This window comes from Pseudoduganella sp. GW821-FHT11H04 (genome assembly GCF_058807935.1).
The window spans coordinates 25,214-41,152 of record NZ_JBXARE010000014.1 but is presented as its reverse complement, the minus strand read 5'-3'; the positions used below and the strand labels follow the sequence as shown (position 1 = coordinate 41,152).

Sequence of the window (15,939 nt, the reverse complement as noted above, 5' to 3'; positions counted from 1 at the left end):
AAAAAAAACGGCTGCACTCGGCAGCCGTTTTGACCAGGAACTGGTGAAGATTAGAACATGTGGCGGATGCCGACTGCGTAACCTTCGTGGCCGGTACCTACGTCGGCGTTGTTGCCGATGGTGTAGGAGCCGTTGTGCTTGTTGCGCAGCTTGGCGTACGAAGCGTAGGCGGTGGTACGCTTGGACAGCGAGTGCAGGTAGCCGATAGCAGCTTGGTCGCCATCGCGGCCGAAGGACTTGTCTTCAGCGGAAGACCAGGAACCAACCAGCGAGCCGGCAGCCGACACTGGGATGGTTGCGCCAACCAGCCAGGTGCGGGAATCCAACGATGGAGCAACTGGAGTTGCGAAGTAGGCAGTAGGGTTTGGCAGCACGTTGGCGGTTGGGCCCTTGTTGGTGCCGTACATTGCGTATGCCTTCAGTACTTTGAAGTCATAGTTCACAGCCAGCAGGGTGTTGTGGCCGATCTGGTTGTTCACCACAACGTTCGCTGGGGTAACGGTGTCGTTGTTGATGTTGTTGTATGCCAGACGAATGTTCAGAGGACCATTCTGGTAGCCGATCGAGGCGCCCAGTTGACGGCCGGTCTCAGCGTATTTCTTTTCGCCGAAAGCGTAGAACAGTTCGCCGGTCACACCGTAGAACTCTGGGGATTTCCAGACTACGGCGTTGCTGTTACGGGTGTTGATGCCGCCAGCTGGGAACAGGTTCTTTGCGGAACCTTCCAGGCCAGCTGCGAATGGGTCACCAACTTGGGACAGGGTGTTGTACCAAGGGGTGTACTGACGACCCAGGGTCAGGGTACCAGCAGTCTTGGACGACAGGCCGACGAAGGCTTGACGGTTGAACAGTTGGTTGTTGGCGTTGTCCAGCTCGCCGGTATCGGCTTTGATACCGCTTTCCAGGGTGAACACAGCCGACAGGCCGCCGCCCAGGTCTTCGCTGCCTTTGAAGCCCAGACGGGAAGCGTTAGCCACACCGGAGGAAATCTTGTTAACGGTGCCGTTCTTGCCACCGTGCTCAGAAACGAAACCAACATCCATGATGCCATAGATGGTTACGTTGGATTGAGCGTAGGCCGCGCCAGAAGCAGCGAGGATCGCGAGGGACATCAGGGTTTTTTTCATGTGCTTTTTCCTTTTGCTTTGTTATCGATCACCAGGGCGCTACGGCACTGATCTTCACTATTTTATATGATCTCAATATTTCCTGCCATGCACGTAGTAATGCGTATTGCAAGATAGCGTCAAATACCACATAGGCGCAATTAAAATTTACTTAATAGTAGAGTTTTTTGTTCAGGACACATTTCACACTTTCAAGCCCTTAGAGGGCTAAACTGAAAGCGACAACATTGTGTCATGGACAAGCGCCCCGAACGCTGGTTTCAGAGTGAAACTAGCCTGCATCATCTGCAACTTTTGTCGAATTTCAGCGTTAGAATGCAGGTCGCGTATCAATCTGGGGGCGCCGTCGGCGAATGAAAACGAGTGCGATTTCTGTAACAATTCCGTCCACAATCAGCGACGTGGAACGGGATACCGGTGTTGCAAAAGAAACCTTGCGCGTCTGGGAGCGCCGTTACGACTTCCCCCGCCCTGAACGCGATACGTTCGGGGAGCGAGTCTACCCAAGCGATCAAGTAATTAAATTGAGATTGATCAAGAGATTGATCGATCTCGGCTATCGTCCCGGCAAGGTAATCGGCTACTCCTCCGACGAACTGCAAGCGCTGGCGCAGAAAACCGCCGTGAGCCAAAAAGCGGAAGTGATGCGCCCACATCCCGAACTGCAGGCTTATATCGAGCTGTGCAAGACCCACCAGATGGAAGCCTTCCGCCGTAAACTGACCCAGGCCATGCTGGTGATGGGGCTGAAAAACTTTGTCATCAACCTGGTTGGACCGCTGGCCACCCTGGTCGGTGAAGCTTGGGCTTGCGGACAGTTCGCGGTATTTGAAGAGCACTTGTTTGCCGAATCGGTGCAGATCGTGCTGCGCAGCGCGGTGTTCTCGGTGCCCCAGGTGAACCACAGCAGCGGCTCGCCGCGTCCGCGTGTCCTTTTAACAACACTTCCCCAGGAACGCCACGGCCTCGGCCTGCTGATGGCGGAAGCCATGTTCGCCGCCGAGGGAGCGCATTGCATTCCGCTAGGCGTTCAAACTCCGCTGCCCGATATCGTGGAAGGGGCGCGCGCCATGCAGGCCGACATCGTGGCGCTGTCTTTCTCGACCACGATGAACCCGCGCCACGTCAACGACAGCCTGCGCGAACTGCGGGCGCGCTTGCCGGAAGCAGCGGAAATCTGGGCCGGGGGCAGTAATTCCGCCTTGCGCAAACGTCCGCCAACGTATGTGAATGTGTGCGAACTTGCCGATATCGGTACGGCAGTGACCGAATGGCGCCAGCGCCAACGCCAAGCCCTCACCTAGGCTCTGGTAGAATACGCGGTTCGATTGAAGGACCCTCTGCCAACCTGTCCATGTTCAGTTTTTTCAAGAAGAAACCGGTCGCGCCGGAAGTAGCTCCAGCAGCTCCAGCGGCCGCCCCTGCTCCTGCCACGCCTGCCAGCGCCGAACTTCCCGCGCCCCTGGCATATGAAGTCGAGACCGCCTCCAAACCGGAACTAAAACAAAGCTGGATGAGCCGTCTGAAGGCTGGCTTGTCCAAGACATCATCCAACCTGTCCATCCTCTTCGTCGGCGCCAAGATCGACGACGAGCTGTATGACGAACTGGAAGCGGCGTTGTTAATGTCCGACGCCGGCGTCGACGCCACCCAGTTCCTGCTCGACGCCCTGAAGCGCAAGGTCAAGGAAGAGAAGCTGCTCGAGGCCGCCCAGGTCAAGGACGCGCTCAAGCAGCTCATGATCGACCTGCTGCAGCCCCTGCAAAAGCCTTTCGAACTGGGCCGCCACCAGCCCCTGGTGATGATGATTTCCGGCGTCAACGGTGCCGGCAAGACGACCACCATCGGCAAGCTGGCTAAACATATGCAGGCCCATGGCCAGTCGGTACTGTTGGCTGCAGGCGACACTTTCCGTGCCGCCGCCCGTGAACAGCTGATGGTGTGGGGTCAACGCAACAATGTGACCGTGATTTCCCAGGAGTCAGGCGATCCGGCAGCCGTGTCCTTCGACGCGGTGCAGTCCGGCAAGGCGCGCGGCACCAATGTGGTGATGATCGATACCGCCGGCCGTCTGCCAACCCAGTTGCACCTGATGGAAGAGCTGAAGAAGGTCAAGCGCGTGATCGGCAAGGGCATGGAAGACGCCCCGCATGAAACCCTGCTGGTCATCGATGGCAATACCGGCCAAAATGCACTGGCCCAGGTAAAAGCTTTCGATGATGCACTGCAACTGTCCGGCCTGATCATTACCAAGCTAGACGGCACTGCGAAAGGCGGCATCCTGGCCGCCATCGCCCGCGTACGCCCGGTCCCGGTGTACTTCATTGGCATCGGCGAAAAGATTGAAGACCTGCAGCCGTTCAACGCGGCTGAATTTGTTGAAGCACTGCTCGCTTAATCGGCCTACATGATCGAATTCCAGCACGTCAGCAAGCAATACTCCCCCGACGGTGTCGCCCTGCGCGACATCTCCTTCACCATCGCCAAGGGCGAGCTGGTCTACCTGGCCGGCCCTTCGGGCGCCGGCAAATCGACCCTACTGAAGATGATTGCCGCCATGGAGCGGCCAACGTCCGGCAAAGTGCTGGTAAATGGCCAGGATATCGGCGCCTTGAAGCGCCCCGGCATACCCTTCCTGCGCCGTAACCTGGGCCTGATTTTCCAGGAACAGCGCTTGCTGAACGACCGCAGCGTGCTGTCCAATGTGATGATGCCCCTGCTGGTCACCGGTTCGCCGCGTGCCGCCGCCGAGCAGCGCGCCCGCGCCGCACTCGACAAGGTGGGCTTGCTGGACCGAGCCGATGCGCAGCCGCTGGCCCTGTCCGGCGGCGAGCAGCAGCGCGTTTCGATCGCGCGCGCCATTGTCAACCGTCCACAAATCATCCTGGCCGACGAGCCGACCGCCAACCTGGACCGCGCCAGCGCCAACAAGGTGATCGACGCCCTGCACGCCTTCCACTCGGTGGGCGTGACTTGCCTGATCTCATCCCACGATGAGCAGATCCTGGACGCTGCCGCACGCGTGATCCACCTCGAACGCGGCGCACTGATGAAGGAGGCTGCATGAGCACCTGGCTGCGCCACCACCTGTTCGCCTTCGGTTCTGCCCTGGTGCATGTGCGCCGCGCGCCGGGTTCTTTCCTGTTCAATATCCTGGTGGTCGCAATTGCGCTGGCCCTGCCCTTCATGGGCGTGACTTTGCTCGACAATGTGCGGCCAATGTCGGAACAAATGGCGGTCGAGCCTGAACTGAGCGTGTTCATCAAGGCCGAAACCCCGCGCGAACAGGCGGCTGGCCTGGCCTCCTCACTGCGCGGCATTGCACCGCAAGCCAAAATCATCTTCAAGCCGCGTGAAAAAGCGCTGGAAGAGCTGAATGCCAAGAGCGGCCTGTCCGACGTGGTTGCCACCCTCGGCGAAAATCCGCTGCCCGACAGCTATGTCGTCAAGCTGAATGCCTTCCAGAACGCTGCAGAAGGCGCCCAGATCGATGGTATTGCGGAGCAGATGCGCGTCCTGCCCGGCGTCGAAGCGGTACAGGTGGACTCGGCCTGGGTGAAACGCCTGGCCGCCTTGCTGGGCGTGCTGCGCCTGGCCCTGCTGCTGCTGGCCGCCACCCTGGCGACGGTGGTCGTTGCCGTTGTATTCAACACCATCCGCCTGCAGGTAATGACCCAGCGTGAAGAAATCCTGGTGTCCAAGCTGATCGGCGCCACCGACAGCTTCATCCACCGGCCCTTCTATTACACAGGCGCCCTGCTCGGCCTGTGCGCCGGCGGTGTTGCCCTGGGCGGCGTCGCGCTCGCGCTGCAGCCGCTGAACCACGCCATTGCCGACTTTGCAAGGCTGTACGCATCGGAATTCCAACTGGCGCCGCTGGCTCCCTTGGGCACCATCGGCCTGCTGGCCCTGTCGGCCAGCCTTGGCCTGTTCGGCGCCCTGCTTTCTGTGCAGCGCCATCTTTCCCGCCTGAACTGACACCCCTCCAGCTCCGTGCGTACCCGCACGGAGCCTGCCTTCCCGTCGCCCTATCCTGATAGTAAATTTACTATCAAACCCATAGAATCTCAGCAATTGGCACTCACCAAGGGAGAGTGCTAATATATGTTCAGAACAGCATGATAGAGGTTAAGAGTCATTTAAGTTCTATCGTGCATGCTGGTAACTCTGAAAGTATTTCCCTTCAATCGAGGATGAATAAGATGACCGCAACAAACGCACTGGTACCTGCCGGCAGCAACGCGCTGACCCTTGGCTTCAGCGGGAGCCTGGGCAATCTGGACGCTTATATCTCGGCTGTGAACCGCCTGCCTATGCTGACCCACGAAGAAGAAGTGGCGCTGGGCAAGAACCTGAAGGAAAAGAACGATCTCAAGGCAGCGGAAGTGCTGGTCACCTCGCACCTGCGCCTGGTGGTGTCGATCGCGCGTGGCTACCTTGGCTACGGCCTGCCGCACGGCGACCTGATCCAGGAAGGCAATATCGGCCTGATGAAGGCGGTCAAGCGTTTCGATCCGGACCAGGGCGTGCGCCTGGTGTCCTATGCCATGCACTGGATCAAGGCTGAAATCCACGAATACATCCTGAAGAACTGGCGCCTGGTCAAAGTGGCCACTACCAAGGCCCAGCGCAAGCTGTTCTTCAACCTGCGCAGCCACAAGCAGGGCCTGGACGCCATGTCGCCGAAACAGATCGACGAGCTGGCCAAGGCGCTGGACGTGAAGCGCGAGGAAGTGATCGAGATGGAAACCCGCCTGAGCGGCCGCGACATTGCTCTGGAAGCGCCTTCCGACGACGAAGACGATAAGTTCTCGCCGATCGCCTACCTGTCCTCGGACAATATGGAGCCGACCAAGGTACTGGAAGCGGCACAGGTGGTGCGCCTGCAGTCTGAAGGCCTGGAAACCGCCTTGTCCAAGCTCGACGCCCGTTCGCGCCGCATCGTGGAAGCACGCTGGCTGGCGAACGACGATGGCTCCGGCGCCACCTTGCATACGCTGGCTGAAGAATTCGGCGTCTCCGCTGAGCGCATCCGCCAGATCGAGGCTGCCGCATTGAAGAAAATGAAGGGCGCGCTGGCTGCTTATATGTAAGCATTCAAAGCAATGCCCCAACGAAAGCACCGATTCCGTAAGGATCGGTGCTTTTTTTAACTAACTGGCAATATTTTTAATGTCGGGAATTTTTACATTCCCATATGCAACACCGGCTAAGTCCTTGATATGGATGAGTTTCAGTTACTGGCACGTCGATTGCTTTGTAACTGCTGAGCACACTCACTGAGGAGTTCCCCATGTTCAAGAAGCTTGCACTGACCGCAATTTGCGCACTGGCAGTTGGCTCGGCCGTCGCTGGTCCTACCAAACCAGGCGAGACCTCGGCCAACCCGTTGATGCTAACCATCAACACCTCGATCAGTGCCGGCTGGAACCCGGATGGCGACTCCGTATGGACCTTCGCCGACTGGATCCATATCAAAGACCTGACGGTGTTGTACGTGAAGACCGTCAACACCACCACCTTCGATTTCGGCATTACACCGCCAAATGGCGGTGCGGTGCAGGATTTCGACTTCGATTTCCTGGTCAATGGCAGCTCGAAAACCAAGAGCAAACCCAGCGGCTATGCGGCCTATTGGGATGACGTGACGTTGACCGGCGGGGTGGTCTACGAATTCAAGCTTGATTCACTGAACGTGCACGACAACAACACCAACGTGGATTTCAAGGTCATGGCCGGAACGGCCGCTCCTTCCAATCCGGGTGGGCCACCACAAAGCATTCCTGAACCTGCATCTCTTGCACTGCTGGGCGCCGGCTTGCTGGGCCTGGGGATGGCGCGCCGCCGCCGCAAAGAATAAGCGGTTAAACACCAACTATAAAAACTGGCGCCCTTCGGGGCGCCTTTTTTATTACATGTCGAAAATCCTTACAGTTGAGTGGACTCAACAGTGCAACAAGGAGCTTTGCGATTTGCTAAGCTGTTCTCAGGCCAGAGGAGAACATCATGCAAGCAAGATTGATCTGCCTTGGCATGGCGAGCCTGGTCCTCGCCATTGCCGCTGCCTGCGGTTCAACCCGCAGCACCGAGGACGGCAGCGCCAGCCGTCCTGCACCACGCACCAGCGCCAGCTACCAGCTGGGACAGGGGGAATCCGTTACGCTGGCCCCCGCCGTCACGCTCAAGCTCGAGCGCGTCAACGACAGCCGTTGCAAACAGGGCGCAGTCTGCGTCTGGGCCGGCTATATCAGCTACAGCTTCGTCCTGAGCGACAAGCAAGGCAACACCAGCTTCGTGCTGGCGCAAGACATGCCTGGTGCTAGCAAGTCGCTTTCGCGCAACGGCCTGACCTTCACCCTGCTGGGCGTGGAGCCGGCCGAGGTGCCGGCACTGAAGGCGGCGGCGCCGAATTATCGGGTAAGCTTGCGGGTATATATTTCCCACCCGACATAGTTGCCCATGACGCCAAACGCCCTGCCCCTGCGACTGACTTCCACCATCATCCTTGCACTGGCGTTCAGCGGCCCGGCCTGGGCCAAGACCCCGGTGGCCACCGGCACCGGCGGCGCTGTGGCGACCATCAGCGAGCCGGCCTCGCAAGCTGCGCTCGCCATTCTCAACAAGGGCGGCAATGCAATTGATGCTGCAGTCGCGGCAGCCGCCACCCTGGGCGTCACCGATCCGTTCAGCTGCGGCGTGGGCGGCGGCGGCTTCATGGTGATTTACCTTGCCAAGGAAAAGCGCGTCATCACACTTGACCATCGCGAAATGGCGCCGGCTTCCTTCCAGGCCGATGCTTTCACAGCTGATGGCAAGGCGATGGATTTCGATACCGCGGTCGCCAGCGGCATGGCGGTTGGCGTGCCGGGCACGGTGCGCGGTTGGCACGATGCGCTGGACCGCTACGGCACCATGTCGTTCAAGCAGGTGCTCGCGCCCGCCATCAAGGTGGCGACGGACGGCTTCCGACTGAACGACAACTTCGTCGCGCTGGCGAAAGAAAACGAGAAGAAGTTCGCGCTGTTCCCGGAGACGGCCGCGCGCTACCTGAAGGATGGCAAAGCCCTGCCTTCTGGCACCCTGCTGCGCAATCCGGACCTGGCCAGGACTTATCGCCTGCTTTCCACCGGCGGCGTGAAGGCCTTCTATTCAGGCAAGCTGGCGCAGGCGATCGTCGGTGCGGTCAACCAGCCGCCGGTTGCTGCCGGCGTCTCGGTGCGCGCAGGACGGATGTCGCTGGCCGACCTGGCCAATTACGAGTCGCGCTGGCGCCAGCCGGTGCGCAGCACTTACCGCGGCTATGAGCTGCTTGGCATGCCTTTACCGAGCAGCGGCGGCGTGACGATCGCAGAAGCGCTGAATATCCTGGAGGGATTCGACCTGCGTGCCATGCCGCGTGAGAAGGCGGAGCACCTGTACATGGAGGCGGCGCGCCTGGCATTCGCTGACCGCAATGCCTACCTGGCCGATCCGGAATATGTGGAGGCGCCGGTAGCGGGCCTGGTCAGCAAGGAATACGCTGCACGGCGCCGTGAGCTGATCGATCCGACCCAGGCCCATTACCATGCACAGGCGGGCGATCCCTATGCCTTCCAGCGCGACTTGAGCGTGCCCCTGCGTCCCGCAGCCGCACCGCCATCGAAACTGCTGTCGGAAAGCGCGCACACCACCCACCTGGCCGTGTCCGACAAGGATGGCAATATTGTCGCCTACACCTTCACCATCGAATCATGGGGCGGCAGCGGCATCACTGTGCCGGGCTATGGCTTCATCCTGAATAACGAGATGACGGACTTCGACTTCACCGGCCCGCATCCGAATGTGCCGGAAGCGGGCAAGCGTCCGCGCAGCAGTATGTCGCCGACCATCGTTTTCCGTAACGGCAAACCAGCCTTCACCATCGGCAGCCCGGGCGGCGCCACCATCGTGACCACGGTGCTGCAAACCATTTTCAACCACATCGACCTGGGCATGGACATGCCGGCTGCGCTCAACGCCCCGCGCATCTCGGAGCGTAATGGCCTGGCCACGTCCATCGAGCCTGGTTTCTCGGGCAGCGCTCAAGCAAAGGCGCTGGAAAGGTTCGGCCAGCGCTGGGATGAAGCGGGCGTCGAGGAAATCGGCGCCGCCAATGCGATCGTCTTCAATCCCGACGGCACGGTGACGGCCGTCAGCGAAGGCAAACGCCACGGCGTGGGCAGCGCGCTGGTGCAAAAGCGCGGACACTGATTCAACCGTGCCGTTCGCGGCTATCGGCCGGCGCTTCGGCGCGTTCGTTCAGGCCGTAGTCGCGCACCACGCTGGCGATGCGAAGGCGGTAATCGGCGAACAGGCGCTCGCGCCCGGCCTGCTGGGCGGCACGGTGCGCTTCCACCTTGCGCCATTCCTGCACCGCTTCTTCGTCGCGGAAGAACGATAGCGACAGCATCTTTCCTGGATTAGTCAGGCTCTGGAAACGTTCGACGCTGATAAAGCCATCGATCTGTTCCAGCGTTGGCAGCAGCTTGGCGGCGATATCCAGGTAGGCATCCTTGCGGCCCTCGGCGGGCGTCACTTCAAAAATCACTGCGATCATTGATGAAACTCCGGTATGCGCGCGTTAACCGATGCGCGGTATGTCCAGCTTAGCTGCGGCAGCGGCCTGCTGCGCAGCGCTTCAATGCAGCCGGCGACGATCTGTTGCGCCAGCTGCTGGCCGGGGCAGGCGTGCTTGCCGTGGCCGAAACCGCGCTTCGCAGCGCCGAGCATGACCAGTATCGCTTGCCCTTGTTCTACTGTCACGCTGCCTATTGTGCAGCGTTCGGCGGCGAAGCGGCGCGTGTTGAGGATGGGTGGGTCGTTCTCCATCACTTGCGCCACCAGCGCCCCTTGCTGCATGGCGATGAGGGAGTTGCCCAGCAAGCCTGCCGTGGCTTCATAAGTTTGCGACAGCAGGCCGACGAGATTGGCGAGGATGGCGTGGTCGTTCTGCCAGCCGGCAGCGGCGGCTTCCTGGCCGACTGCGGCAGCCAGCGATCCCACGGGAGCTTCCTGCAGAAGCTCGCGCATGGCGGCCAACAGGCACAGGCTCGCGGCCTGCGCTTGCTCGATTTGCGGCGCGCTGCTCAAAGGCGACAGGCAAGCCACGAAATCGCCCATCCAGCGCGCCACGGCTGGCAATTGGGCGTCGGCGAAACCAAGCAGGCTGGCGACCGTGCTGACTGGCGCCTCGAAGGTCCAGTCGCGAATCGAGCGCCCTTCGGCCAGCAGCCGTGCAGCCACTTCGCGCGCCCGTGTTTGCGCTGGCGTTGGCGGCGCGGCGAGCGCAAATTGCGCGAGGGCGCGCTGCAGTGCGAGTTTGGGCGCAGCGTGGCGCTCGCCGTCATTCATGCGTACCAGCGCGCCGAAGACTTCGCCCGCGCTGCCGCCGGCAAGGGCGGCCGGCACAGGTTCGGCCAGCGGACGCACCCTCAGCGCCGGATGGCTGAGTACCCCTTCCACCAGCTCCGTGCCATTGGCGAGCCACAATCCACGTCCTCCATCCCATTCCAATTCCTGCATGTCTTTCCTCCGGCATTGATCAAGAATTTGCAGTATCCTGAAAAAGACACAACGACAATTCGCCCCACACCGAAATATGGATTCCAAGCTTGCCAACGTTGCCGGCGCCATCGCCGAACCTGCCCGCGCCCGCATGCTGTGCTCCCTGCTGGATGGCCACGCGCGCACCGCCACCGAGCTGTCCGTGGTGGCGGAAGTGAGTCCTTCCACCGCCAGCGCCCACCTCTCGCGATTGAAGGACGAACAGCTGCTGGTGCAGCTCGCGCAAGGCAAACACCGTTACTACCAGCTCGCCAGCCAGGAAGTGGCCGCAGCCCTGGAAGCCTTGCTGGTCGTTGCAGGCCTGCCACGCAATGAGTTCAAACCCAATACGCCCGACCGCTTGCGCAACGCGCGAACCTGTTACGATCATATGGCGGGCAGCGTGGCCGTTAAATTGCACGACCATTTCGCCGCGCAAGGCTGGCTGGCCGAAGCCAGCGAAGGCTACGACTTGAGCGCGGAAGGCGAAAAACAATTCGAGCAACTGGGCCTGGATTTGCCGGCACTGCGCAAGCTGCGCCGCCGCTTCGCCTGTCCCTGCCTGGACTGGAGTGAACGCAAGCCTCACCTGGGCGGCGCGCTTGGCGCGGCGTTGCTGCAACTGGCGTTGAAGCGAGGCTGGGTCGAGCAGGACCTCGACAGCCGCGCCCTGCAGGTTCCGCCGAAAGGACAACGCCAGATGCTGGCAGCCTTCGGTCTAAGCAGCGCTTAAGATTTTGCAAAGATGATGTTGTTTCCAGAACCAGAACGGAGACTCCCGTCATGAAAAAAATCATCCACGACAACAAGGGTTTTATCGCCTTCCTGCTGTTGCTGGGCGTATTCCGCACTGCCGTTGCAGACTGGAATCCTATCCCTTCGGCCTCCATGCACCCCAACCTGCTGGAAGGCGACGTGGTGTTCGTCAACCGCCTCGCCTACGACTTGAAAGTGCCGCTGACCGATATCGCCGTCAGCCATCTGGGCGAACCGCAGCGCGGCGACGTGGTCACGTTTTTCTCGCCCAAGGACCGCACGCGCCTGATCAAGCGCGTGGCAGCGTTGCCGGGCGACCGCGTTGAAATCCGTGGCGAACACCTGATCATCAATGGCAAGACCTCCGAATACACTGTGCTCGGCAACGCGGTTGAACACATCGACCACGTCGGCGACCTGCAGGCGCTGCAACTGAAGGAGCACAACGCCAGCGCCAGCTACAGCATCCAGGTGCTGCCGCAAGTCCAGGCGACACGCGACTTCGGCCCGGTCACCGTGCCTGAAGGCAGCTACCTGATGCTGGGTGATAACCGCAACAACAGCGCTGACTCGCGCTACATCGGCTTCGTCCCGCGCGCACTGTTGATCGGCCGCGCGGAACGCATCCTGGTCTCCGCCGACATTCTGGGCAACTGGGCGCCACGCACGGAGCGCATAGGAATGAGCTTGCGGCCATGATCGAATTCCAGGGACTGGCCAAGCACTACGGCGAGTTTCCCGCCGTGCAGCCGCTGACACTGACTGTGCGGCGCGGCGAAGTGTTTGGCTTCCTTGGACCTAACGGCGCAGGCAAAACCACCACCATCCGCATGATGATGGGCATCCTGGTACCCAGCGCCGGCCGCGTGCTGGTGGACGGCCTCGATTGCCAGTCCGATGCGGCAGAAGTGAAACGCCACGTCGGTTACCTGCCGGACAATCCCATCTTCTACGACTTCCTGCGCGGGCGCGAAATCCTTCAATTCGTGGCGGAGATGCACGGCATGCCGCGCCAGGCGGCAGTTGAACGCGCTGCACAGATGCTGCAGGAATTCGGCCTGCAGGATGTGAGCGAGGAATTCGCCGTCAATTACTCGATGGGCATGAAGAAGAAGCTGGGCCTGGCCTGCGCCCTGGTGCACGATCCCGCGGTGCTGATCCTGGATGAGCCGATCAACGGTCTGGATCCGCGCGCCGCGCGCGAAGTGCAGGACAAGCTGATCGCCAGTGCGGCGGGCGGCAAGACCATCTTCGTGTCCACCCACCTGCTCGACATGGCGCAGCGCATGTGCAACCGGGTCGGCATCATCAACCACGGCGCGCTTGTAGCCACGGGCTCGCTGGACGAATTACGCGGCGCCAGCAGCGACAACAGCACGCTGGAAGAGCTGTTCCTCAAGTTCACCAACGAAGACAATATGGCGGCGTGATGGACCTGCCCAGCGCTCCGCGTGCTTTCTGGCTGCTGGCGCGACTCAGGCTGCTGCGGGTCCTGAACATCGCAAACGCGCTGCGCATCAGCAAAGGCTGGCTTGGGCCAAGCCGGCAAGCAACACGCGGCAAGAAGAATGTGCGCTGGCTGGTGACCTGCGCGCTGGCTGCCTTCATGCTCTTCGCCTTCATCAATACCGCCAGCAACTCGCTGCTCAATATGCAGTGCCGGCTTCCAACGGGCAGCCACTGCACGGCCATGCACGAAGCGGGCAGGCAGTTGCAGGAGGCAGCCTTCCACCCCGTAGTGATGCTGGCGGTAACAATGCAGGCTTGCCTGCTGTTCTGCATCGCCTTCCTGCTGCCACTGGGAAGCCGGGAACTGGCGCAGCCGGATTGGGATCTGGAATGGCTGGTCACATTGCCGCTGCAGCGGCGCACCTTGCTGCTGGCGCGCATCGCCGAACGCAGCGTCGCCAACCCTTCCGGCATCCTGGCGCTATGGCCTCTGTGCATGACGGTGGCCTGGTATTCCGGCTACCGTTGGAATGCACCGCTACTGGCTGCGGGCTGCACCCTGGTCTTGCTGGTTTGCGCCGCCACGCTGCGCACCCTGGCCGATACCGGCTTGCGGCTGCGGCTCGCGCCTTCGCAGTTGCGCAACCTGCAGGCCATCGCCTCGGTTTCCAGCATGCCGCTGATGTACCTCGCCATGTCGCTCGCCATGCCGACCGCCACCCTGACACTGGGCTGGGCCGCGCAGTTCCCTTCATGGACCTTATGGACGCCGCCGGGCCTGGCGCTGCGTGCCCTGAATGCTCGCGACGCATGGCATGGATTGGGATTCGGACTGCTGCTGGCGGCGCAAACAGCGCTCGTGGTATGGCTTGGGCTGCGCCTGCTGCATGCCTTGCTGGCCGACGGCGTGGTTGCCACCGGTGCGCGCGAGACTGGCCGAAGCCCGGGTGCAAGCGGGAGATTCAAAGGCTGGGCAATCGGCACACCGCTTCAGCGGCGCGAGCTGCGATTGCTAAGCCGCGATCGCAACTTCCTCGTCCAAAGCCTGCTGATCCCCCTGATCATTTTCGGCAGCCAGCTGGTGTTGAACGGACAGGTGGAGAACCTGGGCCAGTTCCTCCGCAGCCCGGCGTTGATGTCGTCCGTGGCATTCGGGCTGGGCGCCTACGTGCTGATGCTGTCCGCCTTCCAGACTATCAATACCGAAGGCCATGCGCTGTGGATGCTGTACACCTACCCCAAGTCCATCGGCACTATGCTCGCGGAAAAAGCGCAGTTATGGTCGGCGTTGGCCCTTGTCTATCCGCTGGCGGTATTTTGCATCGGCTTGTGGTTTGGCGTACCGGCCAATCGTAATTTTTTCTCGCAATTGATGCTGGTGGTGGCCGGCATCCCGATATTTGCCGTTATCGCAGTCGCGCTGGGAGTCTGGGCTTGCGATCCCCTGGCGCAGGACATGCATGCCCGCGTGCGCCCCACATTCGCCTATGCCTACCTGATTCTACTATCTCTCTACACCTTTGCATTGAACTCACGCGTATGGCATTTGCGGCTGGCGGCAATTGCGCTGCTAGCCTTTCTCGCCCTGGCGCTCTGGCAACGGGCGCGCGACTCACTGCCCTACCTGCTCGATCCTTCAGCATCGCCGCCGCCAAGGGTTTCGGCTGCGGACGGCATCATATGCGCTATCCTGCTCTTCCTCGTGCAAATGCTGATCAGCGGAGCACTGAAGCTGGCTGGCCAGTTTTCCTCGCTAGCGACCAACACGCTCTCCTTTACGATTGCTGGCGCCCTGGTGTACGTCCTGGCCCGCTTGCTGTACTGGCGCTTCGGCACCAGCGGCGTACCGCGCCTCTGGCACGGCACATGGAGCGGCGCCTGGCGGAATGTTTGCGGCTGGGGTGTGCTGATGTCGCTACCCGCGCTGGCTGCAGGCTTGCTGTGGCTCGCGATCCAGCGCCAGGCCTACCTCGTTCCATCCGCCCCTCCGCGCTCCGCCATTTTCTGGCTGGCGCCCCTGACAATCCTCGCCGCGCCGATATTTGAAGAATTCATCTTCCGCGGACAGGTCTTCAACGGAATGCGCCGCTCTCTTTCCGCCCTACCAGCGATGGCCGTCAGCGCAGCTCTGTTCGCGGTGATCCATCCCCCCTCGTCCATGGCGCCGATTTTCGTACTCGGCCTGTGCACGGCCTATGCGGCAGAGCGTAGCAAATCACTGCTTGCGCCAATGCTTGCACATGCGCTGTACAACGCCGGCATGCTGGTCGCATAAAAAAAAAGCGGCGGCCTGTCGGCCACCGCAAAAGAAGAACGCCATGGGAAGCGTCCAACGGAGGTAAAAGATTAACGGCTCTGGTGCGACATCATCCAGGCCACGAAGGCTTCGCGGTTGCGCGAGCAGATCAGGACCTTGCCGCGGCCGGCAAAACGCAGCACCATGCCTTCACCGCTTGTCACCGAATTCACCAGGTTGCCCAGCAAGCCGCCACCGGAGCGGGTTGCCACAGCCAGTTCGTAGCGCAGTGCGCTATCCCAGGCCACCACGTGAGCGTTGTCGATGACGACGTCCTTGCCCGGTTCCACGTCGATTTCCTGCATCGAGCCGAAGCCCGAGACGGCCAGTTGGCCCTGGCCCGCCGATTCCGTGATGAAGAAGCCGCCGCTCTGGCCGAACAGCGCATTGCCAACGTTCTGGGTGCGCACCCGCAAGTCAACGCCGCCCGTGGCTGCCACGAAGGCGCCGTCGCTGATCATGTACTGGCGCTCGCCGATATCGAGAACCCGCATTGCGCCCGGCAGGTTCGGCGACAGCAGGCAGTTGCCGTCGCCGCCCGTGGCTTCGATGTTCTGCTGGAAGAAGGATTCGCCGTTTGCCAGAGAGCGCATCAGCGCGCCACCCAGGCCGCCGCGCATCTTGCCCTTCAGTTCGAGCGTGGAGTCCATCATCACCATCGCATTCGATTCGCAGAAGATGCGTTCGCCCTGCCTCATCGACACCTGCAGGAAGGGATCGATATCCCCGGTCACTTTGAAAATCGTCATC

General features: G+C 61.1%; 16 protein-coding genes. 12 read left to right on the top strand and 4 right to left on the bottom strand.

Features of this window, described 5'->3' with window-relative positions:
• Positions 1-50 precede the first annotated feature (50 nt).
• The gene (locus AC1RTP_RS23505; RefSeq protein ID WP_498611046.1) at positions 51-1,127 is read right to left on the bottom strand and encodes a porin; all 1,077 of its coding nucleotides are present in this window, start codon (positions 1,125-1,127) and stop codon (positions 51-53) included.
• Positions 1,128-1,480: 353 nt separating this feature from the next.
• On the opposite strand from AC1RTP_RS23505, the gene AC1RTP_RS23500 reads away from it, so the two are divergent.
• The 8 genes from AC1RTP_RS23500 (at position 1,481) to ggt (ending at position 9,356) form a co-directional block, all read left to right on the top strand.
• Entirely contained in the window at positions 1,481-2,431 is a 951-nt protein-coding gene (locus tag AC1RTP_RS23500; RefSeq protein ID WP_498611044.1) for a MerR family transcriptional regulator, read from the top strand.
• A 50-nt stretch (positions 2,432-2,481) separates the two neighbouring features.
• On the top strand, positions 2,482-3,525 hold the full coding sequence (ftsY, locus tag AC1RTP_RS23495; RefSeq protein WP_498611042.1) for a signal recognition particle-docking protein FtsY: 1,044 nt from the start codon (positions 2,482-2,484) through the stop codon (positions 3,523-3,525).
• Positions 3,526-3,534: 9 nt separating this feature from the next.
• The gene (locus AC1RTP_RS23490) at positions 3,535-4,194 is read left to right on the top strand and encodes a cell division ATP-binding protein FtsE (protein ID WP_498611040.1); all 660 of its coding nucleotides are present in this window, start codon (positions 3,535-3,537) and stop codon (positions 4,192-4,194) included.
• Positions 4,191-5,105: a permease-like cell division protein FtsX gene (gene ftsX / locus AC1RTP_RS23485; protein WP_498611038.1), complete on the top strand. Its 915-nt coding sequence runs from the start codon at positions 4,191-4,193 to the stop codon at positions 5,103-5,105. The genes AC1RTP_RS23490 and ftsX overlap by 4 nt, the downstream gene beginning before the upstream one ends.
• Before the next feature lie 224 nt (positions 5,106-5,329).
• Complete coding sequence (gene rpoH / locus AC1RTP_RS23480; protein WP_498611036.1) at positions 5,330-6,220, top strand: RNA polymerase sigma factor RpoH; 891 nt, start codon at positions 5,330-5,332, stop codon at positions 6,218-6,220.
• A gap of 200 nt (positions 6,221-6,420) precedes the next feature.
• A complete protein-coding gene (locus tag AC1RTP_RS23475; RefSeq protein WP_498611034.1) occupies positions 6,421-6,987 on the top strand; it encodes a PEP-CTERM sorting domain-containing protein in 567 nt (188 codons plus the stop codon).
• Positions 6,988-7,133: 146 nt separating this feature from the next.
• Positions 7,134-7,580, top strand: coding sequence for a hypothetical protein (locus tag AC1RTP_RS23470; RefSeq protein ID WP_498611032.1), 447 nt, complete (start codon positions 7,134-7,136; stop codon positions 7,578-7,580).
• 6 nt (positions 7,581-7,586) lie between these two features.
• A complete protein-coding gene (gene ggt, locus AC1RTP_RS23465; RefSeq protein ID WP_498611030.1) occupies positions 7,587-9,356 on the top strand; it encodes a gamma-glutamyltransferase in 1,770 nt (589 codons plus the stop codon).
• A gap of 1 nt (position 9,357) precedes the next feature.
• Here the strand turns inward: ggt and AC1RTP_RS23460 are convergent, their stop codons facing one another.
• Entirely contained in the window at positions 9,358-9,702 is a 345-nt protein-coding gene (locus AC1RTP_RS23460) for an antibiotic biosynthesis monooxygenase family protein (protein WP_498611028.1), read from the bottom strand.
• Positions 9,699-10,667 carry a cytochrome P450 gene (locus AC1RTP_RS23455; protein ID WP_498611027.1) on the bottom strand — a complete coding sequence of 323 codons (969 nt, stop codon included), beginning with the start codon at positions 10,665-10,667 and terminating at the stop codon, positions 9,699-9,701. The genes AC1RTP_RS23460 and AC1RTP_RS23455 overlap by 4 nt, the downstream gene beginning before the upstream one ends.
• Before the next feature lie 76 nt (positions 10,668-10,743).
• Between AC1RTP_RS23455 and AC1RTP_RS23450 the strand changes: the two genes are divergently transcribed.
• Genes AC1RTP_RS23450 through AC1RTP_RS23435 form a run of 4 tightly spaced genes read left to right on the top strand, consistent with a single transcriptional unit; the run spans position 10,744 to position 15,168 of the window.
• Positions 10,744-11,421 carry an ArsR/SmtB family transcription factor gene (locus AC1RTP_RS23450; RefSeq protein WP_498611025.1) on the top strand — a complete coding sequence of 226 codons (678 nt, stop codon included), beginning with the start codon at positions 10,744-10,746 and terminating at the stop codon, positions 11,419-11,421.
• A gap of 50 nt (positions 11,422-11,471) precedes the next feature.
• Entirely contained in the window at positions 11,472-12,143 is a 672-nt protein-coding gene (lepB, locus tag AC1RTP_RS23445; protein WP_498611023.1) for a signal peptidase I, read from the top strand.
• Entirely contained in the window at positions 12,140-12,874 is a 735-nt protein-coding gene (locus AC1RTP_RS23440; RefSeq protein ID WP_498611021.1) for an ABC transporter ATP-binding protein, read from the top strand. Before lepB ends, AC1RTP_RS23440 begins: the two co-directional genes overlap by 4 nt.
• A complete protein-coding gene (locus AC1RTP_RS23435; RefSeq protein WP_498611019.1) occupies positions 12,874-15,168 on the top strand; it encodes a CPBP family intramembrane glutamic endopeptidase in 2,295 nt (764 codons plus the stop codon). Before AC1RTP_RS23440 ends, AC1RTP_RS23435 begins: the two co-directional genes overlap by 1 nt.
• 71 nt (positions 15,169-15,239) lie before the next feature.
• On the opposite strand, the gene AC1RTP_RS23430 is transcribed toward AC1RTP_RS23435, so the two are convergent.
• The gene (locus AC1RTP_RS23430) at positions 15,240-15,938 is read right to left on the bottom strand and encodes a TIGR00266 family protein (RefSeq protein ID WP_498611017.1); all 699 of its coding nucleotides are present in this window, start codon (positions 15,936-15,938) and stop codon (positions 15,240-15,242) included.
• Between the last annotated feature and the right edge of the window lies 1 nt (position 15,939).

Excerpts from the sequence above, each read along its gene's own strand:
- AC1RTP_RS23505 (WP_498611046.1), bottom strand. The coding sequence starts at position 1,127 with ATGAAAAAAACCCTGATGTCCCTCGCGATCCTCGCTGCTTCTGGCGCG.
- AC1RTP_RS23500 (WP_498611044.1), top strand. The coding sequence starts at position 1,481 with ATGAAAACGAGTGCGATTTCTGTAACAATTCCGTCCACAATCAGCGAC.
- ftsY (WP_498611042.1), top strand. The coding sequence starts at position 2,482 with ATGTTCAGTTTTTTCAAGAAGAAACCGGTCGCGCCGGAAGTAGCTCCA.
- AC1RTP_RS23490 (WP_498611040.1), top strand. The coding sequence starts at position 3,535 with ATGATCGAATTCCAGCACGTCAGCAAGCAATACTCCCCCGACGGTGTC.
- ftsX (WP_498611038.1), top strand. The coding sequence starts at position 4,191 with ATGAGCACCTGGCTGCGCCACCACCTGTTCGCCTTCGGTTCTGCCCTG.
- rpoH (WP_498611036.1), top strand. The coding sequence starts at position 5,330 with ATGACCGCAACAAACGCACTGGTACCTGCCGGCAGCAACGCGCTGACC.
- AC1RTP_RS23475 (WP_498611034.1), top strand. The coding sequence starts at position 6,421 with ATGTTCAAGAAGCTTGCACTGACCGCAATTTGCGCACTGGCAGTTGGC.
- AC1RTP_RS23470 (WP_498611032.1), top strand. The coding sequence starts at position 7,134 with ATGCAAGCAAGATTGATCTGCCTTGGCATGGCGAGCCTGGTCCTCGCC.
- ggt (WP_498611030.1), top strand. The coding sequence starts at position 7,587 with ATGACGCCAAACGCCCTGCCCCTGCGACTGACTTCCACCATCATCCTT.
- AC1RTP_RS23460 (WP_498611028.1), bottom strand. The coding sequence starts at position 9,702 with ATGATCGCAGTGATTTTTGAAGTGACGCCCGCCGAGGGCCGCAAGGAT.
- AC1RTP_RS23455 (WP_498611027.1), bottom strand. The coding sequence starts at position 10,667 with ATGCAGGAATTGGAATGGGATGGAGGACGTGGATTGTGGCTCGCCAAT.
- AC1RTP_RS23450 (WP_498611025.1), top strand. The coding sequence starts at position 10,744 with ATGGATTCCAAGCTTGCCAACGTTGCCGGCGCCATCGCCGAACCTGCC.
- lepB (WP_498611023.1), top strand. The coding sequence starts at position 11,472 with ATGAAAAAAATCATCCACGACAACAAGGGTTTTATCGCCTTCCTGCTG.
- AC1RTP_RS23440 (WP_498611021.1), top strand. The coding sequence starts at position 12,140 with ATGATCGAATTCCAGGGACTGGCCAAGCACTACGGCGAGTTTCCCGCC.
- AC1RTP_RS23435 (WP_498611019.1), top strand. The coding sequence starts at position 12,874 with ATGGACCTGCCCAGCGCTCCGCGTGCTTTCTGGCTGCTGGCGCGACTC.
- AC1RTP_RS23430 (WP_498611017.1), bottom strand. The coding sequence starts at position 15,938 with ATGACGATTTTCAAAGTGACCGGGGATATCGATCCCTTCCTGCAGGTG.